This window comes from Staphylococcus argenteus (genome assembly GCF_000236925.1).
Lineage (GTDB): Bacteria > Bacillota > Bacilli > Staphylococcales > Staphylococcaceae > Staphylococcus > Staphylococcus argenteus.
In genome coordinates, this window is the sequence record NC_016941.1 from 1,091,730 (window position 1) to 1,116,051 (window position 24,322).

Consider the following 24,322-nt stretch of genomic DNA (forward strand, 5'->3'; position numbering starts at 1 on the left):
AAGTTTTTCATGAATAACGATTGGGTTTATATTATGATTAATCTCAGTACAAAAATTATTTAGTAATGATATTTTAGGACTTATGATTTATAGTAGTAGTATCAATAATTGATGATTTATACTATATGAAATAATCGAAGTGATAAAACGATACACTTGACATTAAATATTGCAGCAGGTTGTATCACATACTAATTATCGATTTTTTAAATTAAGCGAGGAGCTACATATGGAACAAATTACTTCTGCTCAAAATAATAGAATTAAACAAGCGAATAAATTAAAAAAGAAGCGCGAACGAGATAAAACAGGATTAGCTTTAATTGAAGGTGTGCATTTAATTGAAGAAGCTCATCAAAGTGGTATCGTCATTACGCAATTATTCGCGATTGAACCTGCAAGATTAGATCAACAAATCATTGAATACGCACAAGAAGTTTTTGAAATTAATATGAAAGTCGCTGAATCACTATCAGGTACAGTAACACCACAAGGTTTTTTCGCAATAATTGAAAAGCCACAATATGATATTTCACAAGCCCAACAAGTGCTATTAATCGATCGTGTTCAAGATCCTGGAAATTTAGGAACATTAATTAGAACAGCTGATGCGGCAGGAATAGATGCAGTAATAATGGAAAAAGGTACAACAGATCCATATCAAGATAAAGTTTTAAGAGCTAGTCAAGGTAGCGTATTCCATTTGCCTGTCTTAACGCAAGATCTTACTACGTTTATTGCTCAATTTGATGGTCCAGTATATGGCACGGCACTTGAAAATGCAGTAGCATATAAAGAAGTTTCTACAAGTGATTCATTTGCATTGCTATTAGGAAATGAGGGTGAAGGTGTTAATCCAGAGTTATTAGCACATACAACACAAAATTTAATCATTCCAATTTATGGTAAAGCTGAAAGTTTAAATGTGGCAATCGCCGGTAGTATTTTACTTTATCATTTGAAAGGTTGACCGAGTTGAAAGTTTTCCGATATAATTGTAAGTAATTGTTTAACAGAACTTTTCAACGTGATAGCATACACAATTGAATATAAACCAATAAAAAGGAATGGATATTTATATAAATAATTGTTTCAGGGAGAATGACCGTGACTGTAAGTTATTCCTATTATTTAAAATCTTTTCACCTTTTTGGTTACTTAAAGAGATTTAAGTCGGAAAGATAATCCGTTATCAATATTAAACAAGTGTATGCGTAAGCATAAATTTGGGTGGTACCACGGAAATGACTTTCGTCCCTTATTTTTTAAGAGGATGAAGGTCTTTTTTTTTTAGTTAAACAACAAATATAATAATTTGAAAATGAACAGTATAAATAGGGAGGTCAGTGGCATATGTCTGAACAACAAACAATGTCAGAGTTAAAACAACAAGCGCTTGTTGATATTAACGAAGCGAATGATGAACGTGCACTGCAAGAAGTTAAAGTGAAGTACTTAGGTAAAAAAGGATCAGTTAGTGGCTTAATGAAATTGATGAAAGACTTACCTAATGAAGAGAAGCCGGCTTTCGGTCAAAAAGTTAACGAATTGCGCCAAACAATTCAAAATGAATTAGATGAAAGACAACAAATGCTAGTTAAAGAAAAGTTGAACAAGCAATTGGCTGAAGAAACCATTGATGTATCATTACCTGGTCGTCATATTGAAATAGGTTCAAAACATCCATTAACAAGAACAATTGAAGAAATTGAAGACTTATTCTTAGGATTAGGTTATGAAATTGTTAATGGTTTCGAAGTTGAACAAGATCATTATAACTTTGAGATGTTGAATTTACCGAAATCACATCCTGCTCGTGACATGCAAGATAGTTTCTACATTACTGATGAGATTTTACTACGTACCCATACATCACCTGTTCAAGCGCGTACAATGGAATCACGTAATGGTCAAGGTCCAGTTAAAATTATCTGTCCAGGTAAAGTGTATCGTCGTGACTCTGATGATGCGACACATAGTCATCAATTTACACAAATTGAAGGATTAGTAGTCGATAAAAATGTTAAGATGAGTGACTTAAAAGGTACACTAGAATTGCTGGCGAAAAAATTATTCGGTGCTGATCGTGAAATTCGTTTACGCCCAAGTTACTTCCCATTCACTGAGCCATCAGTTGAAGTAGATGTATCATGTTTCAAATGTAAAGGTAAAGGTTGCAATGTTTGTAAACATACTGGATGGATTGAAATTTTAGGCGCTGGTATGGTACACCCTAATGTACTAGAAATGGCAGGATTTGATTCTACAGAATACTCAGGATTCGCATTTGGTATGGGACCAGACCGTATTGCTATGTTGAAATATGGAATTGAAGATATTCGTCATTTCTATACAAATGATGTGAGATTTTTAGATCAATTTAAAGCAGTAGAAGATAGAGGTGACATGTAATGTTGATATCAAACGAATGGTTGAAAGAATATGTAACAGTAAATGATTCTGTTTCTAATTTAGCAGAACGTATTACACGTACAGGAATAGAAGTTGATGATTTAATTGACTACACTAAAGATATTAAAAACTTAGTCGTAGGATATGTTGAGTCAAAAGCAAAGCATCCTGATGCTGATAAATTAAATGTGTGTCAAGTAGATATCGGTGAGGAAGAACCAGTACAAATTGTATGTGGTGCACCGAATGTTGATGCAGGACAGTATGTTATAGTTGCAAAAGTTGGTGGCAGATTACCTGGTGGTATTAAAATTAAACGTGCCAAATTACGTGGTGAGCGTTCAGAAGGTATGATTTGTTCACTTCAAGAAATTGGAATCTCTAGTAATTATGTACCTAAAAATTATGAATCTGGCATTTACGTATTTAATGAAAAACAAGTTCCAGGGTCAGATGCATTGGAAGCTTTATATTTAAATGACCAAGTAATGGAATTTGATTTAACACCAAACAGAGCTGATGCATTAAGTATGATTGGTACGGCATATGAAGTTGCTGCATTATATAATACAAAAATGACGAAGCCAGAGACAGCATCAAATGAGCTTGATTTATCTGCAAATGATGAATTGACTGTGAAGATTGAAAATGAAGAAAAAGTACCATATTATAGTGCGCGTGTTGTTCATGATGTCACAATTGCTCCTTCACCGATATGGATGCAAGCGAGACTTATAAAAGCCGGTATCCGTCCGATTAATAATGTTGTCGACATTTCTAATTATGTGCTATTGGAATACGGTCAACCATTACATATGTTTGACCAAGATGCGATAGGATCACAACAAATCGTTGTACGTCAAGCTAATGAAGGCGAAAAAATGACAACATTAGATAATGTAGAGCGTAATTTATTAACAAGCGATATCGTTATTACAAACGGTCAGACACCAATTGCTTTAGCAGGTGTAATGGGTGGCGACTTCTCTGAAGTTAAAGATCACACGACTAATATTGTTGTAGAAGGTGCAATTTTTGATCCTGTTTCAATTCGTCATACTTCAAGACGTTTAAATTTACGTAGTGAGTCATCAAGTCGTTTTGAAAAAGGTATTGCGACAGAATTTGTAAACGAAGCCGTTGACAGAGCGTGTTATTTATTACAAACATACGCAAACGGTAAAGTATTAAAAGATACTGTGGCATCTGGAAATCTAGGTGCTTTAATCACACCTATCGATATTACTGCTGAAAAAATTAATCGAACAATTGGTTTTGATTTGACGCAAAGTGATATTGTGACTATTTTTAATCAATTAGGGTTTGAAACTAATTTAAATGGCGATGTGATTACTGTAAAAGTGCCATCACGTCGTAAAGATATTACGATTAAAGAAGATTTAATTGAAGAAGTTGCACGTATTTATGGTTATGATGACATTCCTTCAACATTACCAGTATTTGATAAAGTAACGAGCGGACAGTTAACGGATCGTCAATATAAAACAAGAATGGTTAAAGAAGTCTTAGAAGGTGCTGGATTAGATCAAGCGATTACGTATTCATTAGTATCGAAAGAAAATGCAACAGCATTTGCGATGCAACAACGTGAGACGATTGATTTATTAATGCCAATGAGTGAGGCACATTCTTCACTACGACAAAGTTTATTACCACACTTAATTGAAGCGGCTTCTTATAATGTGGCGCGTAAAAATAAAGATGTAAAATTATTTGAAATTGGAAATGTCTTCTTTGCAAATGGCGAAGGGAAATTACCAGATCAAGTTGAATATTTGAGTGGTATATTAACAGGTGATTATGTTGTGAACCAATGGCAAGGGAAGAAAGAGGTTGTCGATTTTTATTTAGCGAAAGGTGTTGTAGATCGAGTAGCTGAAAAATTAAACCTTGTTTTTGAATATCGTCGAGCGAATATTGATGGCTTGCACCCTGGTCGCACTGCTGAAATTTTATTAGATAATGAAGTAGTTGGGTTTATCGGTGAATTACATCCTACTTTAGCTGCTGATAATGATTTGAAACGCACATATGTTTTTGAATTGAACTTTGATGTGTTAATGTCAGTACCTGTTGGTTACATTAACTATCAGCCTATACCTAGATTCCCAGGCATGTCTCGTGATATTGCTATGGAAGTGGATCAAAATATTCCAGCAGCTGATTTATTAGCTACGATTCATGAACATGGTGGGAAAATTTTACATGATACACTTGTATTTGATGTATACCAAGGTGATCATTTAGAAAAAGGTAAGAAATCTATTGCGATACGTTTGAATTATTTAGATACAGAGGAAACATTAACAGATGAACGTGTTTCTAAAGTACAAGATAAAATTGAAGCAGCTTTAATTGAGCAAGGTGCTGTTATCAGATAATAACAACAAAACCCCATGGATTAGGATATCTGAAATAGAATGATATTCCTAACATGGGGGTTTATTTTTAGCAAAGCAAATTAGTATGACTTACCTAATAGAAGAACTATTAGGTTCCACAATTGATTAAAAATCAAAGAGGAATAGCGGAATACAGTTGATGCTACGCAAAACTGCATAAAAGCCTCTAATGATTAAAAATCAAAGAGGAATAGCGGAATACAGTTGATGCTACGCAAAACTGCATAAAAGCCTCTAATGATTAAAAATCAAAGAGGAATAGTGGAATACAGTTGATGCTCCGCACAACTGCATAAAAGCCTCTAATGATTAAAAATCAAAGAGGCTTTAAAATTTTTTGGGCTTTTTCACGGTTTTTGAAATGCTTTTTTGATATTGCATCTAATCGTGAAATACCATATTTTTTTATTATTTTAGCAGCGACTAAATCTACTTTGGCACCGGCACCTTTAGGTATTGTCATATTAATATTTTTTGAAATTTGATCCATATATGTCACAAATGCATAACGTGAAATGATACTTGCAACTGCTATCGCAAGTGACTTTGATTCGCCTTTAGTCTCAAACTTAGTTTGTTTTGGTAATGGTACATCTGATAAAGCATAATGACTATATACTTCTCGTTTTGCAAATTGATCAATGACAATATAATCTAACTCAGAAGTCTCGATTTTACCGAGTACATTTTTTATCGCTTCATTATGTAGTACAGCTTTCATTTTTACTTGCGTCCAGCCTTTTGCTTGCTGAATATTGTATTTATCATTATGTAATGTCAGCAAAGAATGTGGAATAAAAGTAACCAATTGTTCTGCAAGTTCCACGATTTTAACATCGGTTAATTTTTTGGAATCATCTACACCTAATGTTTTTAAAATAGGAATATGCTCTTTTGAAACATACGCAGCACATACAGTTAAAGGTCCAAAATAATCACCACTACCGGCTTCATCACTTCCGATACAGTTATATTGGTTATATTTTAAAGTAATATCAATATCAGCTTTAGAATTTGTCTTCTTGGAACTTTTAGTTGTATTTACTTGTGAATAATTTGGTAGTAGTTCTTTAGCGACAGTTTCTGCATTGTTACCTTGAAACATCACTTTACCTGAGTTGTAAATATTTATAGTTGTATTTTGATGTTTACTACGTGCTTTCATACCTTGTGGTAATTGCTCAGTATCAAACGATATGCGTGACATTAATGTTGCTATATCTTTGTCTGACAGTTTGAATACGATATTCGCCATTTGAATAAATCCTTTCATATGAAATCTTAATCGTTAGCAAAAATTATCATATCATAAATGGTTACAGTGTCTGAAACATTTATATATGTTATAAAGAATTAATTGCTGCTACTTACAAAATACATAGTGGTCATGTATAATGTTTATGAAAATGTTATAGTGACACAATTTAAATCATGATGAGGCATCGAATAATAATATCTTTACTTCATTTTAAAAATTTAAAGTTGTAAATAAATATAAAAATCATCCAGCTATCTTTAAAGTTTGAGTTGTAGTTTCATTAAACAAAATTAATTAACAGTAAAATCAAACTTCGAAGTCATGCTTTATAACTTAAAATTAGTTTATAAATAAAGGATCAGGAGAAATATTAAATGGCACAGTTTAAAAATAAAGTAAACGTATCTATCAATGATCAACTTTTTACTATAGTTGGGGAAGATAATCCAGAGCATATTCGTTATGTAGCACATTTAGTTGACGATAAAATTAAAGAATTAGGCTATAAAGCAGCAGGTTTAGATACTTCTAGAAAAGCAATTTTGACTGCTGTAAATATTATGCATGAAAAAGTATTATTAGAAGAAGAAAATCGTCGTTTGAAAAAACAAATTCATCAATTACAGCAGCGTGAACATTAAATGGTCATCGATTTTATAATAATCCTTATCTTTACTTTCTTTGTAATCATTGGATTCAGACGTGGTTTTTGGTTATCTTTAATACACTTTAGTGCGACAATAGTATCTTTATGGATTGCCAATCAATTTTATAAATCAATTGTAGAACGATTAATTGTTTTTATCCCATATCCAAAAACGGCAGCATTTAGTACTAAATTTGCGTTTCATTTTAATCATCTACAATTTCGATTTGAAGCGATTGTTGCGTTCTTATTAATTGCATTACTTTGCAAGTTCATTTTATATCTAATTATCGTAACTTTTGATAAAATAATAGCGTATCAAAACATTCATATTTTTAGTCGTGCAATGGGTATGGTTGCAGGAGTATTAATGGCGATTTTATTCTTGAACTTCACACTTTATTTACTTGCATTGTACCCAAATGAAGCGTTACAACATCAACTTAAAATATCAATAGTAAGTCATTCGTTGATATATCACATACCGTATTTATCGGCATTCACAATCAATTTATAATTAATCATAAGAGGTCAGGACAAAGGTATATATTAAAGATACGTCCTGGTCTTCTTTTTATGGAGTGTTATTATGACAAAAAAAGATGTTATTAAATTATTAGAACAAATTGCAACTTATATGGAATTGAAAGGTGAAAATACTTTTAAAGTTTCTGCTTATAGAAAAGCGGCACAAAGTCTTGAATTAGACGAACGTCCTTTAGAAGACATTTCAGATGTAACGGAATTAAAAGGTATCGGCAAAGGTGTTGCAGAAGTAATTAATGATTATCGAAATACTGGAGAATCACAATATTTACAACAATTGCAAGAGGAAGTACCAGCAGGTTTGATTCCTCTATTGAAAATTCAAGGACTTGGCAGTAAAAAAATCGCGAAATTATATAAAGAATTAAATATTATTGATAAAGAAAGTTTACAGGTTGCTTGTGAAAATGGCAAAGTGAGTGAATTAAGTGGTTTTGCTAAAAAAACTGAGCAAAATATTTTAGAAGCTGTTAAGCAACTTGGTGCTAAAAAAGATAGTTATCCAATTGATCAAATGCGAAGACTTAATAAAGAAATTGTTGGTTATATAGATACTTTGGAAGGTATTGATCAATATTCATCAGCAGGAAGTTTCCGTCGTTATAAAGAAAAGAGTAAAGATTTAGATTTTATTATTAGTACTAATAAGCCAAAAGAAGTCCAACAACAATTGTTAGAAATACCCAATAAAGTTAAAGAAGTTGCGGTTGGAAATACGAAGGTATCTTTAGAATTATCTTTTGATGATGAAACCATTGGCGTAGATTTTCGTTTAATTGAACCAAGTGCCTTTTACCATACATTGCAACATTTTACAGGTTCAAAAGAACATAATATTAGAATTCGACAACTAGCAAAAGCGCAAAATGAAAAAGTAAGTGAGTATGGTATTGAACAAGCAGATGGTACATTAATTCAATATGATAGTGAAGCAAAAATATACGAACATTTTAATGTGAATTTTATTCCACCTGCTATGCGAGAAGATGGAAGTGAATTCGATAAAGATTTAAATAATATCATTACGTTAGATGATATTAATGGGGATATTCATATGCATACAACGTATAGTGATGGTGCGTTTTCTATTCGTGATATGGTAGAAGCAAATATTGCAAAAGGATATGACTATATGGTGATTACAGATCACTCACAAAGTTTACGTGTAGCTAATGGTTTACAAGTAGAAAGACTTTTACGACAAAATGAAGAAATTAAAGCATTAAATAAAGAATATAAAGAGATTGATATTTATTCAGGTACAGAAATGGATATCTTACCCGATGGCTCACTAGATTATGATGATGAAATTCTAGCGCAACTAGACTATGTTATTGCAGCTATACACCAAAGTTTTAATCAATCAGAAGAACAAATTATGGAACGTTTAGCTAATGCATGCCGTAATCCTTATGTGCGACATATTGCGCATCCAACTGGCCGGATCATAGGTAGAAGAGAAGGTTATAAACCAAACATTGAACAATTAGTATCATTAGCTGAAGAAACGAATACAATTTTAGAAATAAATGCAAATCCGCATCGACTTGACCTAAATGCAGATATTGTTCGAAAATACCCAAATGTTAAATTAACTATTAATACAGATGCGCATCATATAAATCATTTAGAATTTATGGCATATGGTGTGGCGACTGCACAAAAAGGTTTTGTTACAAAGGATAGAGTTATAAATACGCTATCTCGTGACGCTTTTAAAGAATTTATTGAAAATAATAAAAAACTTAAGAAATAGAGGGATTTTATGAGACAAAAAACATTAGACGTCTTAGAATTTGAAAAAATAAAATCACTCGTTGCCAATGAAACAATTAGTGACTTAGGCTTGGAAAAAGTAAATCAAATGATACCAGCGACCGATTATGAAACGGTTGTATTTCAAATGGAAGAAACTGATGAAATAGCACAAATTTATAATAAGCATCGATTGCCTAGCCTTAGTGGATTGTCAAAAGTATCAGCTTTAATTCATAGAGCAGATATTGGCGGCGTTTTAAATGTATCTGAACTTAACTTGATAAAACGATTAATTCAAGTGCAAAATCAATTCAAGACTTTTTATAACCAATTAGTTGAGGAAGATGAAGAAGTTAAATATGCTATTTTAGATGAAAAGATGAATCAATTACCAGTTTTAACAGATCTTTTTCAGCAAATTAATGAAACATGTGATACGTATGATTTATATGATAGTGCAAGTTATGAATTACAAGGAATTAGAAGTAAAATTTCAAGTACAAATCAACGTATTAGACAAAACTTAGATCGAATTGTTAAAAGCCAAGCAAATCAAAAGAAATTATCAGATGCCATAGTAACTGTTCGTAATGAAAGAAATGTTATACCTGTTAAAGCAGAGTATCGTCAAGACTTTAATGGTATTGTTCATGACCAATCTGCATCAGGTCAAACGTTATATATCGAACCTTCTTCTGTTGTTGAAATGAATAACCAAATTAGTCGATTACGTCATGATGAAGCAATTGAAAAAGAACGTATATTAACTCAATTAACTGGCAATGTTGCAGTTGAAAAAGATGCATTGCTTGTTGCAGAACAAGTTATGGGTCACTTAGACTTCTTAATAGCGAAAGCCAGATACAGTAGAAGTATTAAAGGGACTAAACCTATATTCAAAGAGGAACGCACTGTATATTTACCGAAAGCATACCATCCATTATTAAATCGTGAGGCAGTCGTAGCTAATACGATTGAATTTATGGAAGATATTGAGACAGTAATTATTACAGGGCCAAATACTGGTGGTAAAACAGTTACTTTAAAAACACTAGGTTTAATTATTATTATGGCACAATCTGGTTTGTTAATTCCGACACTAGATGGCAGTCAGTTAAGTGTGTTTAAAAATGTATATTGTGATATTGGGGATGAACAATCAATCGAACAATCGCTATCAACTTTTTCATCGCATATGACAAATATTGTTGAAATTTTAAAGCATGCAGATAAACATAGTTTAGTATTATTTGATGAATTAGGTGCTGGTACCGATCCAAGTGAAGGTGCAGCATTAGCAATGAGTATATTAGATCATGTTAGAAAAATTGGTTCACTTGTAATGGCAACAACACATTATCCTGAGCTTAAAGCATATAGTTACAACCGAGAAGGTGTCATGAATGCAAGCGTAGAATTTGATGTAGATACATTAAGCCCAACATATAAATTGTTAATGGGTGTACCTGGTCGCTCCAATGCGTTTGATATTTCTAAAAAGTTAGGCCTAAGTTTGAATATTATTAACAAGGCTAAAACAATGATTGGTACTGATGAAAAAGAAATAAATGAAATGATTGAATCATTAGAGCGTAATTATAAACGTGTAGAAACACAACGATTAGAATTAGATCGACTTGTTAAGGAAGCGGAGCAAGTACACGATGATTTAACTAAGCAATATCATCAATATCAAAATTATGAAAAGTCTTTAATTGAAGATGCTAAAGAAAAAGCAAATCAAAAAATTAAAGCTGCAACAAAAGAAGCTGATGATATTATTAAAGACTTAAGACAATTGCGTGAACAAAAAGGTGCAGATGTTAAAGAGCATGAACTTATTGATAAGAAAAAACGACTTGATGATCATTATGAAGCGAAATCTATTAAACAAAATGTACAAAAACAAAAATACGATAAAATTGTCGCTGGCGATGAAGTGAAAGTTTTGTCATATGGTCAAAAAGGTGAAGTTTTAGAAATCGTCAATGAGGAAGAAGCAATTGTTCAAATGGGCATTATTAAAATGAAATTGCCGATTGATGATTTAGAGAAAAAACAAAAAGAAAAAGTTAAACCAACTAAAATGGTTACACGTCAAAATAGACAAATAATTAAAACGGAACTAGATTTACGAGGCTATCGTTATGAAGATGCTTTAATGGAGTTAGATCAGTATCTTGATCAAGCAGTTTTGAGTAATTATGAACAAGTTTATATTATTCACGGAAAAGGTACAGGTGCGCTTCAAAAAGGCGTGCAACAACATTTGAAAAAACATAAAAGTGTAAGTGATTTTAGAGGTGGTATGCCAAGTGAAGGTGGCTTCGGCGTTACTGTCGCAACATTAAAATAAATTATAGTTTGATAAATTAAATAGCTAAAGTTAAAATAATGTAAAGCAACAAGAATACATTTCAAACGTGTTATTTGAAATAAGCATAAAAATTGAGCAAATAGAAATACATGAAGCATGATATCTGATATAATTTGAACATCATAACAATAATTAAGGAGGATTGGCATTTATGGCAATCGTAAAAGTAACTGATGCAGATTTTGATTCAAAAGTAGAATCAGGTGTACAATTAGTAGATTTTTGGGCAACATGGTGTGGTCCATGTAAAATGATCGCTCCAGTATTAGAAGAATTAGCAGCTGATTACGAAGGTAAAGCTGATATTTTAAAATTAGACGTTGATGAAAATCCATCAACAGCAGCTAAATATGAAGTGATGAGTATTCCAACATTAATCGTCTTTAAAGATGGTCAACCAGTTGATAAAGTTGTTGGTTTCCAACCAAAAGAAAACTTAGCTGAAGTTTTAGATAAACATTTATAAGTTACAACTAATGACGACTGGGGCATTCTTCTATGAATTGCTCCAGTTTTTATTTATGTGTTGTTATATATAAAATTGGAGTTTTTAGAAGCTGGTAGTTACTTTAATATGAAATAAGTCCATTAAAACTTTTCTTAAGATACATTGTGTTAAATAAATAACATGCAGTAATATGTGACATAGTAATGGTTTACTGAGCAAATGTTTAATTAAATGATACTTTGATTTGAAAATGGCATATTTATTGAAGTTTTAAAAGCTTTTCAAAAGTAAACGTGACTTTTATGGGAATGTTTTAATTTTAAAGAGAAGGGGGGATATTTTTGGAAGACTATAAAAAGGCGATTAAGAATAAATTAAATGTTGTGCCTATGGAGCCAGGTTGCTATTTGATGAAAGATCGAAATAATCAAGTGATATATGTCGGAAAAGCTAAAAAGTTGCGGAATCGACTTAGATCATATTTTACGGGCGCACATGATGCTAAGACTACAAGACTCGTTGGTGAAATTCGACAATTTGAATTTATCGTTACATCAAGTGAAACTGAGTCATTATTACTTGAATTAAATCTAATCAAACAATACCAACCTAGATACAATATTTTATTAAAAGATGATAAAAGTTATCCATTTATTAAGATTACAAAAGAAAAATATCCTAGACTCCTTGTAACGAGAACTGTTAAACAAGGTACCGGTAAATATTTTGGACCTTATCCGAATGCGTATTCTGCTCAAGAAACAAAAAAATTATTAGACAGAATATATCCATATCGCAAATGTGATAAGATGCCAGACAAATTATGTCTTTATTATCATATTGGACAGTGCTTAGGACCTTGTGTATATGATGTTGATTTGAGTAAATATGCTCAAATGACGAAGGAAATTACAGACTTTCTTAATGGTGAAGATAAAACAATATTAAAAAGTTTAGAAGAACGTATGTTAAGTGCAAGTGAATCGCTAGATTTTGAGCGTGCTAAAGAATATAGAGATTTAATTCAACATATTCAAAATTTAACTAACAAACAAAAAATTATGTCAACGGATAAAACGATTCGTGATGTATTTGGTTATAGTGTTGATAAAGGATGGATGTGTATTCAAGTATTCTTTATACGACAAGGGAATATGATTAAACGCGATACAACTATGATTCCATTACAACAAACCGAAGAGGAAGAATTTTATACATTTATTGGTCAATTTTATAGCTTAAACCAACATATTTTACCTAAAGAAGTTCATGTACCACGCAATCTAGATAAAGAAATGATTCAATCTGTTGTGGATACTAAAATTGTGCAACCTGCGAGAGGCCCTAAAAAGGAAATGGTAGACTTAGCGGCGCATAATGCTAAAGTGTCGTTAAATAACAAATTTGAATTGATATCGCGAGATGAGTCTAGAACAATTAAAGCAATTGAAGAACTTGGAACGCAAATGGGTATTCAAACGCCTATTAGAATTGAGGCTTTTGATAACTCTAATATTCAAGGTGTGGATCCAGTTTCAGCAATGGTCACTTTCGTAGATGGTAAACCAGATAAGAAAAATTATAGAAAATATAAAATTAAAACGGTCCAAGGACCTGATGATTATAAATCAATGCGTGAAGTAGTGAGACGTCGATATACACGTGTGTTAAATGAAGGTTTGCCATTACCCGATTTAATAATTGTAGATGGTGGTAAAGGACATATGAACGGTGTCATTGATGTTTTACAAAATGAATTAGGTCTAGACATACCTGTAGCTGGGTTACAAAAGAATGATAAACACCAAACTTCTGAACTGTTATATGGTGCAAGTGCAGAGATTGTTCCGCTTAAGAAAAATAGCCAAGCATTTTATTTATTGCATCGAATTCAAGATGAAGTCCATAGATTCGCCATCACATTCCATAGACAAACACGACAAAAGACTGGATTAAAATCGATACTTGATGATATAGATGGTATTGGTAGTAAACGTAAAACGTTATTGCTACGTACATTTGGATCTATTAAAAAGATGAAAGAAGCGACACTTGAAGAATTTAAAAATATTGGTATTCCTGAAAATGTCGCCAAAAACTTACAAGAACAATTGCATAAATAAATTACAGGGCGTGAGAATCATTCTCATGCCCCAAAATATAAGAAATAATGTTACAATATGGTTAACAAAGTTATTTTTTTGAATGTGCGTGGAAGCGTTTTCTAAATGAGAAAGCTTATCATCCAATTGTAATTTTAAATATTAAATCCAAATTTTACATTGTTCGACATGCAGTTTGGTGATCGTCCAGTGTGTATTTGTATTTAATATAATTACTTTAATGATAACAACAACGTTAGAAATTTTTAACACTTTAGGGGTTTGACGTACGTTTAATATAAATAGCTCAATAAATTAAATATTCGTTCACAGGGGGGACTCCTTTTGGCTCAATCAAAAAATGAATTTTATCTAAGACGTATACATTCGTTATTAGGTATTATCCCAATAGGTGCATTTTTGGTCGTTCATTTATTAGTGAACCACCAAGCAACACAAGGTGCTGAAGCGTTTAATAAAGCATCGAATTTCATGGAATCATTACCATTTCTAATCATTGTAGAATTTTTATTCATATATATTCCATTGTTATATCATGGTTTGTTTGGTATACACATTGCATTTACAGCAAAGGAAAATGTTGGACATTACTCAATTTTTAGAAACTGGATGTTCTTCTTCCAACGTGTAAGTGGTATCCTGACATTTATTTTTATAGGTATTCACTTATGGCAAACACGTTTACAAAAAGCATTTTACGGCAAAGAAGTGAATTACGATTTAATGCATGAAACATTACAAAATCCATTTTGGGCAGCATTTTATATCGTTTGTATTATTGCAGTTGTGTTCCACTTCGCTAACGGCTTATGGTCATTTTTAGTTACTTGGGGTGGGCTACAATCTCCAAAATCACAACGTGTATTTACTTGGGTTTCATTAATCGTATTCTTAGTTATTTCGTATATTGGTGTTACTGCAATTATTGCCTTTATGTAATACATCGCATTTAACAAAAATAGATTGAAAATTTAGGGGAGTGACATTTTTATGGCAGAGAAACATCTTATTGTTGTCGGAGGTGGCCTAGCAGGCTTAATGTCAACAATTAAAGCGGCAGAAAAAGGTGCACATGTAGACTTGTTCTCAGTTGTGCCGGTAAAACGTTCGCACTCTGTTTGTGCCCAAGGTGGCATTAATGGTGCGGTCAATACTAAAGGGGAAGGCGATTCTCCTTGGATTCACTTTGATGATACAGTTTATGGTGGAGACTTCCTTGCAAATCAACCACCTGTTAAAGCGATGACAGAGGCAGCACCTAAGATTATTCATCTATTAGACCGTATGGGCGTTATGTTCAATAGAACAAATGAAGGTCTCTTAGATTTTAGACGTTTCGGTGGAACATTACACCACAGAACAGCATATGCAGGGGCAACAACTGGACAACAATTATTATATGCATTAGATGAACAAGTACGTGCATATGAAGTAGATGGACTAGTTACAAAGTATGAAGGTTGGGAATTTCTTGGCATAGTTAAAGGTGATGACGATACTGCAAGAGGTATTGTTGCACAAAATATGACAACCGCTGAAATCGAAACATTTGGTTCAGACGCTGTTATTATGGCAACTGGTGGTCCAGGTATCATCTTTGGTAAAACGACCAATTCAATGATTAATACTGGTTCAGCAGCTTCAATCGTGTATCAACAAGGTGCGATTTATGCTAATGGTGAGTTCATTCAAATTCACCCAACTGCAATTCCTGGTGATGATAAACTACGACTCATGAGTGAATCAGCACGTGGTGAAGGTGGACGTATTTGGACATATAAAGATGGTAAACCTTGGTACTTCTTAGAAGAAAAATATCCTGATTATGGTAACTTAGTACCTCGTGATATCGCGACTCGTGAAATTTTTGACGTATGTATTAACCAAAAATTAGGTATCAATGGTGAAAACATGGTATACCTTGATTTATCACATAAAGATCCGCATGAGTTAGATGTTAAATTAGGTGGTATCATTGAAATTTATGAAAAATTCACTGGTGATGATCCTCGTAAAGTACCAATGAAAATTTTCCCAGCTGTTCATTATTCAATGGGTGGACTATATGTAGATTATGATCAAATGACAAATATTAAAGGATTGTTCGCGGCTGGTGAGTGTGATTTCTCTCAACATGGTGGTAACCGATTAGGTGCCAACTCATTATTATCAGCAATTTATGGTGGTACAGTTGCAGGACCAAATGCGATTGATTATATTTCTAATATTGATCGATCATATACAGACATGGATGAGAGTATTTTTGAAGAACGTAAAGCTGAAGAACAAGCACGTTTTGATAAATTATTAGCTATGCGTGGTACTGAAAATGCTTATAAACTTCATCGAGAACTTGGTGAGATTATGACAGCTAATGTTACCGTTGTTCGTGAAAATGAAAAACTTTTAGAAACAGATAAAAAGATTGTTGAACTAATGAAACGTTATGAAAATATTGATATGGAAGATACTCAAACTTGGAGTAACCAAGCGGTATTCTTTACTCGCCAATTATGGAATATGTTAGTACTTGCTCGTGTTATCACGATTGGTGCATATAATCGTAACGAATCAAGAGGTGCACATTATAAACCTGAATTCCCAGAACGTAATGACGAAGAGTGGTTAAAAACAACAATGGCCTCATTCCAAGGTGCATTTGAAAAGCCACAATTTACTTATGATGACGTCGATGTGAGTTTAATTCCACCACGTAAACGTGATTATACTAGTAAGTCTAAAGGGGGTAAAAAGTAATGACTGAACAATCAGTAAAAGACACTCCACAACATGAAGTACAAAGTAAACCAAAACAAAAAACTGTAAAGTTAATTATTAAACGTCAAGATACAAGTGATTCTAAGCCATACGAAGAAACATTTGAAATTCCATATCGGGAAAATTTAAATGTAATTGCGTGTTTAATGGAAATTAGACGAAACCCAGTTAATATTAATGGTGAAAAAACAACACCAGTCGTATGGGACATGAACTGTCTTGAAGAAGTTTGTGGTGCTTGTTCAATGGTTATTAATGGTCGTGCTAGACAATCATGTTCAGCGATTGTTGATCAATTAGAACAACCTATTCGCTTAGAACCAATGAACACATTCCCAGTTATTCGAGATTTACAAGTTGATCGTTCAAGAATGTTTGATAACTTAAAACGTATGAAAGCTTGGATTCCAATTGATGGCACTTATGATTTAGGTCCTGGGCCACGTATGCCTGAGAAAAAACGTCAAACGGCATATGAGTTGTCTAAATGTATGACTTGTGGTGTATGTTTAGAAGTATGTCCTAACGTTACTGAAAATAATAAATTCGTTGGTGCGCAAGCAATTTCACAAGTACGTTTGTTTAACTTACACCCAACTGGATCAATGACTAAAGATGAACGTTTAAATGCATTGATGGGTACGGGCGGATTACAACAATGTGGTAATTCGCAAAACTGTGTTAATGCTTGCCCTAAAGGTATTCCTTTAACAACATCAATTGCAGCGATGAACAGAGAAACAACTTTCCATATGTTTAAATCATTCTTTGGTTCTGACCATGAAGTAGAATAATAAATTAAATCCCTTTTGAGTTAGAAATGCTATGTTCCCTTCAAAACTAAATTGAATGGAAATACACAATAACTTAGAAGGGATTTTTTAATAGTAAAATGATGAAAAGTAATTTTGAAAACCCATGCTTTAACGGTTTATTTTAGTGACGAAAATGGTAAAACACAGTGCATAATACTAAAATCCAATGCTTAGTTATGATAAACTAAAAATTAAATTAAAAGTAAGGATGACCGAATATGAATAAACCAATTGGTGTAATAGATTCTGGTGTTGGAGGTCTGACAGTTGCTAAAGAAATTATGCGTCAGCTACCAAATGAGACAATTTATTATTTAGGTGATATTGGGAGATGCCCATATGGACCAAGACCAGGAGAACAAGTTAAACAGTATACAGTTGAAATCGCGCGTAAGTTGATGGAATTTGATATAAAAATGCTTGTCATTGCTTGTAACACTGCAACAGCTGTAGCATTAGAATACTTACAAAAAACATTATCGATTCCTGTTATTGGTGTAATAGAACCAGGTGCTAGGACGGCAATTATGACAACTAGAAATCAAAATGTCCTTGTATTAGGTACGGAAGGCACAATTAAGTCAGAAGCTTATCGTACACACATTAAACGTATCAATCCACATGTAGAGGTACATGGGGTAGCTTGTCCAGGTTTTGTGCCATTAGTAGAACAAATGCGATATAATGATCCAACGATTACGAGTATCGTTATTCATCAAACATTGAAACGATGGAGAAATAGTAAGGCAGATACAGTTATTTTAGGATGTACACATTATCCATTACTGTATAAACCAATTTATGATTATTTTGGTGGTAAAAAGACTGTAATTTCGTCTGGTTTAGAAACAGCACGTGAAGTAAGTGCGCTGTTAACTTTTAGTAATGAACATGCTAGTTATACTGAAAATCCAAACCATCGATTTTTTGCAACAGGTGATACAACTCACATTACTAATATTATAAAAGAATGGCTAAACTTATCAGTAAATGTCGAACGTATTTCGGTGAATGACTAGGAGGACTTTGAATGAAAGAAATTGTAATTGCATCAAATAATCAAGGGAAAATAAATGATTTTAAAGTTATCTTTCCGGACCATCATGTCATAAGTATTTCAGAATTAATACCTGATTTTGATGTGGAGGAAACAGGTACAACCTTTGAGGAAAATGCAAAATTAAAATCGGAAGCAGCAGCAGAAGCTTTGAATAAAGTGGTAATAGCAGATGATAGTGGATTAGAAGTGTTTGCTTTAAATGGTGAGCCGGGTGTTTATTCTGCACGTTATGCTGGTGAAGATAAGAATGATGATGCTAATATTGAAAAATTGTTAAATGAGTTAGGAGACCATGCCGATCGTCGAGCACAATTTGTATGTGTTATTAGTATGAGTGGTCCCGATATGGAAACTAAAGTATTTAAGGGTACTGTATCAGGCGAAATAGCAGATGGTAAATATGGAGAAAATGGCTTTGGTTATGATCCAATATTTTATGTACCTGAATTAGGGAAAACAATGGCTCAACTTTCAAAAGAAGAAAAAGGGCAAATTAGCCATAGACGAAATGCCATTAATTTATTGCAAACATATCTTGCGGGTGATCAAAATGTCTAAATGGATTGTTGTGAGTGATAATCACACTGAATCAGGTATTTTATTTCAAATTTATGAAGCAAATTCTGATGCAGACGTATTTTTACATTTAGGTGATTCAGAATTTGAGTTTAATGATACTGAGTTGAGCTTATTTCATAGAGTAAAAGGCAATTGTGATTTTTATCCTGAATTTGAAAATGAAGCGGTGATTAAATGCAATGCTATAAAAGCATTTTATACACATGGGCATTTATATCAAGTCAATCGTACTAGAACATTATTAGCTGAAAAGGCACTTGGATTAGACTGCACATTTGCATTTTACGGTCATACACATGTTGCAAAATATGAATATATTGATGGTGTTCATGTCATCAATCCAGGAAGTATTTCTCAGTCTAGGAGTTCAATAGAAGAAACTTATGCCGAGATCATTGTTGATGATGAAACTAAGCATGGTTCTATTAATTTTAAAAATCGACAACATAAAACAATAAGTCATACTACTTTTTAACTAAAAGTATGTATGGCTTTTTTGATTGCGTGAGTTGAAAAGGTTTGTGAGCATTGAACTGCACCCAGTCAAGTAAACAATTAAATAATTAAAATTAATGGTTAAATTTGTTGTTTTATAGATGATTTATGACAAGCATATTTTTATGTGAACTATTTTGATTAAGAGAACTGTGTCTGTTGAGTGCTGTATACGGTTGAATAGTATTGATTTATTGGATAAAAGTATGAATCGTACGCATGTTTAAAAAGTTTTCTAAAGGCATAAACTATTTTAATATTTAGTAGGTTAAAATATGTGATGCCAAAATTCTTGAAAATCAGAAATGTAGGGACACAAATATTAATATTTAGTTAATAAATAGTTAATGTAGTTTTTTGTATATGTCTATTATTATGTATTTATACAAAATAAATATTTGAGGATAGGTGTTATTAAAAGATGAAAAAGAATTTTATTGGGAAATCAATTTTAAGTGTGGCTGCAGTTAGTTTAACAGTATCAATGTTTGCTGGGGAGTCTCACGCGCAAACTAAAAATGTTGAAGCTGCTAACAAATACAATCAATATCAAGCTAACTTTAAAAAGCAAGTAAATAAAAAAGTTGTAGATGCACAAAAAGCTGTTAACTTATTCAAACGCACAAGAACAGTTGCAACTCACCGTAAAGCGCAAAGAGCTGTTAACTTAATCCATTTCCAACACAGCTATGAAAAGAAAAAATTACAAAGACAAATCGATTTAGTTTTAAAATATAATACTTTAAAATAAATAAAATTGAGCCATGCTGAAAAGTATGGCTTTTTTATTTTCAAAACAAAAAATCGAACAATTGAATAATTTTTTCAACTGTTCGATATTATCATGCGCAATAGGGTATAATAATTTTATAATATTGCATGTACATTGGATTGGAGATTTTAAGACGCTTTATTAATAATTTAATGGTAAATGTGATATTGATTTACTAGGAAGGGCTGATAATTGTGAAAAGAAAATCAAATATATTAACTATTATAAAAATTGTAACCGATATAGTGGCAACTGTATTTATTGTACGTTCTTTATTAAAAAAAGATAAAAGTGCTAAATAATTTGAAAGATGCGTAATTAAAAAAAGCACGCCAAACCGTTAGTATTGTTCTCCAACGTTTTGGCGTGTCTATGTTAAGTTAGAAATGTGGACTTAATACCAAGTAATTTCGTCGATTTCACCATTAGCAACTACTGGTATATTCTTTCTCTTTTCTTCTAATGGACGAGTGATATCAAAAGTATAGAAACCTTTTTCTCCACCATCTTTGATTTTAACTACAGCTGTTTTATTACCTTTACCTAATTTTTTAGCAATAACATATAAATCTTCAACAGTTTTACCTGTGTATGGTTTGTTATTTTTATCAGCTTCATTAATTAATTTATCAGCACGTGCTTCATCTTTCTTCTCATCATCAGCTAATTTTTTAACTATTTCTAACCCTTGCCATTCATAGCTAAAAAATGCTTTAGCATCATTTGAAGTTGTAAGTAAACCTACAGCGATAACTGTAGAAGCGATTAAAGTTTTTGTTATATTTTTTTTCATAATAAGTTCTCCCTGTAAAATAAATTTGTACTTAATAACGTGAGTACAATGCTATTTTACAAACGGTTACAAGTATATACCAGTTAACACTTCATTAAATAAAATTAAGCGGTATTTAATGAGGTTTAATGCAATTGATAAAGAAAAATAGCGTATATACTGTTATTATTTTGAATTGATTTATTAATAAAATAGCATACTTTTATTATTTGCAGTTTGAAAGTCATTTTAATGTAGAATTTTACTTATATAGGAATATGAAATATACTCTAAAATTGGTTGATATGTTATGATTATTATATAAGTTAAATATTATACTATGTTATTGTTGTATAGTTATCTATGAAGAATTCATACATATTAAAAATAGTATATTAGCGCATGCCAATAACACTTGTGATAAGGCATTGAATATTATTGGCAATCACTTTAGTGGTTGTTATTTTTCATGTAAAAATACAAAAAAATATATTGAGGTCTAACAATGATAATTAAAATTTTAACAATTCTTTTTTTACTCTGTATATTAAGTTATCTGGTTACAAACAAAAAGAAGCCATTTCTGTTTTTAAAAACTCTCTTTATGGGCGTCATATTCATCTTTATTGGTTATATTTCTTTGGCTATTGCTGCTGTTATCATTTATGGCATAGCACAATTTATAACAATAGATTTTGGTAGCTTTTTCTTAATGGGAATTATTCTAATCTTGATTTCAAGTATATTCCAACTATTTATAGTTAAATTACTCTTTCGTAAAAAGAATGTTGATTTGACTGAAGTTGTCGTATTAGAACATTTAATTCAATGGTTTTTAGTTTATTTTGCAATCTATCAAGCAGTGAATGAAAAAATGGATATAAATGATATTAATATTGATAATTTCCAGTCTGTATTTTTTGACGTCTCAAATTTAAATTTAGTCATTTTACCTACGTTGATCATCAGTTGGGTGACAATATTTAATTATAGAATGAAAAGCTATAAATAATTGTATAAACAAAAGTATCATGGCATTGGACACCTATTTTAATAAAGGTGTCTTTTTTGATATCTTGCTTATTTTTAAATTTGAAAAAGTGGTTAAACTAAATTTTTAAGTAATGTAGTTATACAGAAGAGTAACATTATAGATAGCTATATTTTGCTAATATTATAAAGTGTTTATAGTTTATTAATGATTAGTTAATTTCAAAAGTTGTATAAATAGGGTAACTTAATAATTGTAAGTTAACTATTTGGAGGAAATGAAATATGAAAAATAAATTGATAGCTAAAACATTATTAACGATTGCAGCAATTGGTGTTACTACTACAACTATTGCTTCAACAGCAGATGCAAGTGAAAGTTATGGACCAAGAGAAAAGAAACCAGTTAGTATTAGTCATAATATTGTAGAATATAACGATGGCACATTTAAATATCAATCAAGACCGATATTTAATAAAACACCTAAATATATCAAAATTAGACATGACTACAACATTGTAGAATATAATGATGGTACATTTGGTTACGGAGCTAGACCACATTTTAATAAACCAGCAGTGAAAAATGAGGCAACTATTAAAAAAGAACAAAAGTTAATTAATGCTCAAAACCTTGTTAAAGAATTTGAAAAAACACATACTGTAAGTGCACATAGAAAAGCACAAAAGGCAGTTAATTTAGTTTCTTTTGAATATAATGTTAAGAAAATGGTGTTACAAGAAAGAATTGACAATGTTTTGAAACAAGGTTTTGTAAAATAAGTGAATAGACTATGTGATAATAGTTTGAATATTTTTAAACAAAAGTAAGATTTAATATTTATGTTAAAATTAGTTAATGAAAAATCTGAGCAATTTAATATCAGGTTAATGTAACTTTTTTAAAATTGACTATATAATCAATAAGTATCAATTTTAAAGGAGAATTTACAATGAAATTAAAAAATATATTTTAGCAGGATCATTAGCTGTTCTGTTATCAACTACAGCAGTAGCAACTTTAGAAGGTAATAAAGCAGAAGCAAGTAGTTACAATAACAATTTAACGCAAAGTCAATATCATGACAATAAAATTGCTGATGAATTAAGATCATTACTAAATGAATTAAATCCAAATGAACTTGCCACAGGGAGTTTAAGTGCTTATTATAAGCGCACAATTGTGATGAATGATTATAAAGCGAGAGCAGCTTTGAAAAGCAAAAATTTTGCACAAATGGCAGAAGCAAAAGTAGCATTAGAGAAAATTTATAAAGAAATTGATGAAATAGTAAATAGATAATAGCAAAACAGGCTGGGATATATGTCTCAGCCTGTTTCATTTTGATATTTAAAATTTTATGTATGAATCATCACTTTTAAAAAAGTAAGGGGAGACAAACATAAATATCAATGTATAGTAAAAAGCTATTTAATACTTAAAATATTTATATTGCTCTCCTGTTTTAAATCTATTTTATTTGAAAAAAGTAGTTAATTGACATTCGCTTAAAAAGTGAGTGTTTTATTATGTGGTTATTTTTATTGGAAGAAAAAGTTAACATTTGTAGAACATGCAACAATACCAAAAATAATTAAAAGAAATAAGACGATAAGCATTGCGATACTTTTTAAACATCCTTTATCTTGTTCTTCCGTTTTTCTTTTTTGAATCTTTTTATAATTTTCAAGGTGTTTGTTGTTTCTTTTAAGTCTATGTTTAATCATGATGGTTGACTCCTTAATCTAAATGTTTGATTCATAAAATAGTTGAAAACATTGTTTAAAATAAAAAGCTTTAATCAATGCTGTGATTATGCAACTTTATATTTTTAATCGAAAAATATATTGGATAAATTTAGTTTAATATATAAGTAAGATGCTTTAATCTAAAACAATTTAAAAATAACTTAGTCAAACTGACGCATTAAAATATTAATGAAACATTAGAATTCATAGATAAATAATAATGGCGCACAATAAAGGATAATTAAAGCGACATTTAATATAAATATCGTTAACTGTAAACTATCTTTAGTTTTAATATAAACGATTAAAATAAGTAGTGTT

The 24,322-nt window shown here is 31.4% G+C and carries 21 protein-coding genes and 1 pseudogene; 19 read left to right on the forward strand and 3 right to left on the reverse strand.

Annotated features, from left to right (window positions below):
- The first annotated feature begins 229 nt into the window (after positions 1-229).
- The 3 genes from SAMSHR1132_RS05145 to pheT all read left to right on the forward strand — a co-directional run bounded on the left by SAMSHR1132_RS05145 (position 230) and on the right by pheT (position 4,814).
- Complete coding sequence (locus tag SAMSHR1132_RS05145) at positions 230-970, forward strand: TrmH family RNA methyltransferase (RefSeq protein WP_000435365.1); 741 nt, start codon at positions 230-232, stop codon at positions 968-970.
- A 383-nt stretch (positions 971-1,353) separates the two neighbouring features.
- The gene (gene pheS, locus SAMSHR1132_RS05150; RefSeq protein ID WP_000003564.1) at positions 1,354-2,412 is read left to right on the forward strand and encodes a phenylalanine--tRNA ligase subunit alpha; all 1,059 of its coding nucleotides are present in this window, start codon (positions 1,354-1,356) and stop codon (positions 2,410-2,412) included.
- Positions 2,412-4,814, forward strand: coding sequence for a phenylalanine--tRNA ligase subunit beta (gene pheT, locus SAMSHR1132_RS05155; protein WP_000909009.1), 2,403 nt, complete (start codon positions 2,412-2,414; stop codon positions 4,812-4,814). The genes pheS and pheT overlap by 1 nt, the downstream gene beginning before the upstream one ends.
- Before the next feature lie 337 nt (positions 4,815-5,151).
- Here the strand turns inward: pheT and rnhC are convergent, their stop codons facing one another.
- Positions 5,152-6,090, reverse strand: coding sequence for a ribonuclease HIII (gene rnhC / locus SAMSHR1132_RS05160; protein ID WP_001284255.1), 939 nt, complete (start codon positions 6,088-6,090; stop codon positions 5,152-5,154).
- A gap of 377 nt (positions 6,091-6,467) precedes the next feature.
- On the opposite strand from rnhC, the pseudogene zapA reads away from it, so the two are divergent.
- The 13 genes and pseudogenes from zapA to SAMSHR1132_RS05225 all read left to right on the forward strand — a co-directional run bounded on the left by zapA (position 6,468) and on the right by SAMSHR1132_RS05225 (position 20,469).
- Positions 6,468-6,727, forward strand: a pseudogene (gene zapA, locus SAMSHR1132_RS05165) (cell division protein ZapA).
- A 7-nt stretch (positions 6,728-6,734) separates the two neighbouring features.
- Positions 6,735-7,256 (forward strand): CvpA family protein, encoded by a 522-nt coding sequence (locus SAMSHR1132_RS05170; protein ID WP_000234077.1) that lies wholly within the window; start codon positions 6,735-6,737, stop codon positions 7,254-7,256.
- 72 nt (positions 7,257-7,328) lie between these two features.
- On the forward strand, positions 7,329-9,041 hold the full coding sequence (gene polX, locus SAMSHR1132_RS05175) for a DNA polymerase/3'-5' exonuclease PolX (protein WP_000161956.1): 1,713 nt from the start codon (positions 7,329-7,331) through the stop codon (positions 9,039-9,041).
- 9 nt (positions 9,042-9,050) lie between these two features.
- Positions 9,051-11,399, forward strand: a complete 2,349-nt coding sequence (locus SAMSHR1132_RS05180; RefSeq protein WP_001249269.1) for an endonuclease MutS2 — start codon at positions 9,051-9,053, stop codon at positions 11,397-11,399.
- Between the two features lie 172 nt (positions 11,400-11,571).
- The gene (gene trxA, locus SAMSHR1132_RS05185) at positions 11,572-11,886 is read left to right on the forward strand and encodes a thioredoxin (protein ID WP_001018928.1); all 315 of its coding nucleotides are present in this window, start codon (positions 11,572-11,574) and stop codon (positions 11,884-11,886) included.
- 323 nt (positions 11,887-12,209) lie between these two features.
- On the forward strand, positions 12,210-13,991 hold the full coding sequence (gene uvrC / locus SAMSHR1132_RS05190; protein WP_000390513.1) for an excinuclease ABC subunit UvrC: 1,782 nt from the start codon (positions 12,210-12,212) through the stop codon (positions 13,989-13,991).
- A gap of 324 nt (positions 13,992-14,315) precedes the next feature.
- Positions 14,316-14,930 carry a succinate dehydrogenase cytochrome b558 subunit gene (locus SAMSHR1132_RS05195; protein ID WP_000079319.1) on the forward strand — a complete coding sequence of 205 codons (615 nt, stop codon included), beginning with the start codon at positions 14,316-14,318 and terminating at the stop codon, positions 14,928-14,930.
- A 51-nt stretch (positions 14,931-14,981) separates the two neighbouring features.
- A complete protein-coding gene (gene sdhA / locus SAMSHR1132_RS05200; RefSeq protein ID WP_000818287.1) occupies positions 14,982-16,748 on the forward strand; it encodes a succinate dehydrogenase flavoprotein subunit in 1,767 nt (588 codons plus the stop codon).
- Complete coding sequence (gene sdhB, locus SAMSHR1132_RS05205) at positions 16,748-17,563, forward strand: succinate dehydrogenase iron-sulfur subunit (RefSeq protein ID WP_000139708.1); 816 nt, start codon at positions 16,748-16,750, stop codon at positions 17,561-17,563. The genes sdhA and sdhB overlap by 1 nt, the downstream gene beginning before the upstream one ends.
- A 239-nt stretch (positions 17,564-17,802) precedes the next feature.
- The gene (gene racE, locus SAMSHR1132_RS05210) at positions 17,803-18,603 is read left to right on the forward strand and encodes a glutamate racemase (RefSeq protein ID WP_001039653.1); all 801 of its coding nucleotides are present in this window, start codon (positions 17,803-17,805) and stop codon (positions 18,601-18,603) included.
- An 11-nt stretch (positions 18,604-18,614) separates the two neighbouring features.
- The gene (locus tag SAMSHR1132_RS05215) at positions 18,615-19,202 is read left to right on the forward strand and encodes an XTP/dITP diphosphatase (protein WP_000659308.1); all 588 of its coding nucleotides are present in this window, start codon (positions 18,615-18,617) and stop codon (positions 19,200-19,202) included.
- The gene (locus SAMSHR1132_RS05220) at positions 19,195-19,698 is read left to right on the forward strand and encodes a YfcE family phosphodiesterase (protein WP_000049491.1); all 504 of its coding nucleotides are present in this window, start codon (positions 19,195-19,197) and stop codon (positions 19,696-19,698) included. Before SAMSHR1132_RS05215 ends, SAMSHR1132_RS05220 begins: the two co-directional genes overlap by 8 nt.
- A 441-nt stretch (positions 19,699-20,139) precedes the next feature.
- Complete coding sequence (locus tag SAMSHR1132_RS05225; RefSeq protein WP_000739215.1) at positions 20,140-20,469, forward strand: fibrinogen-binding protein; 330 nt, start codon at positions 20,140-20,142, stop codon at positions 20,467-20,469.
- A gap of 415 nt (positions 20,470-20,884) precedes the next feature.
- Here the strand turns inward: SAMSHR1132_RS05225 and SAMSHR1132_RS05230 are convergent, their stop codons facing one another.
- A complete protein-coding gene (locus SAMSHR1132_RS05230; protein WP_000739571.1) occupies positions 20,885-21,283 on the reverse strand; it encodes a formyl peptide receptor in 399 nt (132 codons plus the stop codon).
- A gap of 484 nt (positions 21,284-21,767) precedes the next feature.
- Between SAMSHR1132_RS05230 and SAMSHR1132_RS05235 the strand changes: the two genes are divergently transcribed.
- The 3 genes from SAMSHR1132_RS05235 (at position 21,768) to SAMSHR1132_RS05245 (ending at position 23,555) form a co-directional block, all read left to right on the forward strand.
- Complete coding sequence (locus tag SAMSHR1132_RS05235) at positions 21,768-22,274, forward strand: SA1002 family membrane protein (RefSeq protein WP_000584393.1); 507 nt, start codon at positions 21,768-21,770, stop codon at positions 22,272-22,274.
- Positions 22,275-22,537: 263 nt separating this feature from the next.
- Complete coding sequence (locus SAMSHR1132_RS05240) at positions 22,538-23,035, forward strand: fibrinogen-binding protein (RefSeq protein ID WP_000791589.1); 498 nt, start codon at positions 22,538-22,540, stop codon at positions 23,033-23,035.
- 163 nt (positions 23,036-23,198) lie between these two features.
- Positions 23,199-23,555 carry a complement inhibitor SCIN family protein gene (locus tag SAMSHR1132_RS05245; RefSeq protein WP_042355062.1) on the forward strand — a complete coding sequence of 119 codons (357 nt, stop codon included), beginning with the start codon at positions 23,199-23,201 and terminating at the stop codon, positions 23,553-23,555.
- A gap of 239 nt (positions 23,556-23,794) precedes the next feature.
- Here the strand turns inward: SAMSHR1132_RS05245 and SAMSHR1132_RS05250 are convergent, their stop codons facing one another.
- The gene (locus SAMSHR1132_RS05250) at positions 23,795-23,980 is read right to left on the reverse strand and encodes a hypothetical protein (protein ID WP_000589876.1); all 186 of its coding nucleotides are present in this window, start codon (positions 23,978-23,980) and stop codon (positions 23,795-23,797) included.
- Positions 23,981-24,322 lie beyond the last annotated feature (342 nt).

Coding starts and splice junctions, on each gene's coding strand:
- SAMSHR1132_RS05145 (WP_000435365.1), top strand. CDS start 230: ATGGAACAAATTACTTCTGCTCAAAATAATAGAATTAAACAAGCGAAT.
- pheS (WP_000003564.1), top strand. CDS start 1,354: ATGTCTGAACAACAAACAATGTCAGAGTTAAAACAACAAGCGCTTGTT.
- pheT (WP_000909009.1), top strand. CDS start 2,412: ATGTTGATATCAAACGAATGGTTGAAAGAATATGTAACAGTAAATGAT.
- rnhC (WP_001284255.1), bottom strand. CDS start 6,090: ATGGCGAATATCGTATTCAAACTGTCAGACAAAGATATAGCAACATTA.
- SAMSHR1132_RS05170 (WP_000234077.1), top strand. CDS start 6,735: ATGGTCATCGATTTTATAATAATCCTTATCTTTACTTTCTTTGTAATC.
- polX (WP_000161956.1), top strand. CDS start 7,329: ATGACAAAAAAAGATGTTATTAAATTATTAGAACAAATTGCAACTTAT.
- SAMSHR1132_RS05180 (WP_001249269.1), top strand. CDS start 9,051: ATGAGACAAAAAACATTAGACGTCTTAGAATTTGAAAAAATAAAATCA.
- trxA (WP_001018928.1), top strand. CDS start 11,572: ATGGCAATCGTAAAAGTAACTGATGCAGATTTTGATTCAAAAGTAGAA.
- sdhA (WP_000818287.1), top strand. CDS start 14,982: ATGGCAGAGAAACATCTTATTGTTGTCGGAGGTGGCCTAGCAGGCTTA.
- sdhB (WP_000139708.1), top strand. CDS start 16,748: ATGACTGAACAATCAGTAAAAGACACTCCACAACATGAAGTACAAAGT.
- racE (WP_001039653.1), top strand. CDS start 17,803: ATGAATAAACCAATTGGTGTAATAGATTCTGGTGTTGGAGGTCTGACA.
- SAMSHR1132_RS05215 (WP_000659308.1), top strand. CDS start 18,615: ATGAAAGAAATTGTAATTGCATCAAATAATCAAGGGAAAATAAATGAT.
- SAMSHR1132_RS05220 (WP_000049491.1), top strand. CDS start 19,195: ATGTCTAAATGGATTGTTGTGAGTGATAATCACACTGAATCAGGTATT.
- SAMSHR1132_RS05225 (WP_000739215.1), top strand. CDS start 20,140: ATGAAAAAGAATTTTATTGGGAAATCAATTTTAAGTGTGGCTGCAGTT.
- SAMSHR1132_RS05230 (WP_000739571.1), bottom strand. CDS start 21,283: ATGAAAAAAAATATAACAAAAACTTTAATCGCTTCTACAGTTATCGCT.
- SAMSHR1132_RS05235 (WP_000584393.1), top strand. CDS start 21,768: ATGATAATTAAAATTTTAACAATTCTTTTTTTACTCTGTATATTAAGT.
- SAMSHR1132_RS05240 (WP_000791589.1), top strand. CDS start 22,538: ATGAAAAATAAATTGATAGCTAAAACATTATTAACGATTGCAGCAATT.
- SAMSHR1132_RS05250 (WP_000589876.1), bottom strand. CDS start 23,980: ATGATTAAACATAGACTTAAAAGAAACAACAAACACCTTGAAAATTAT.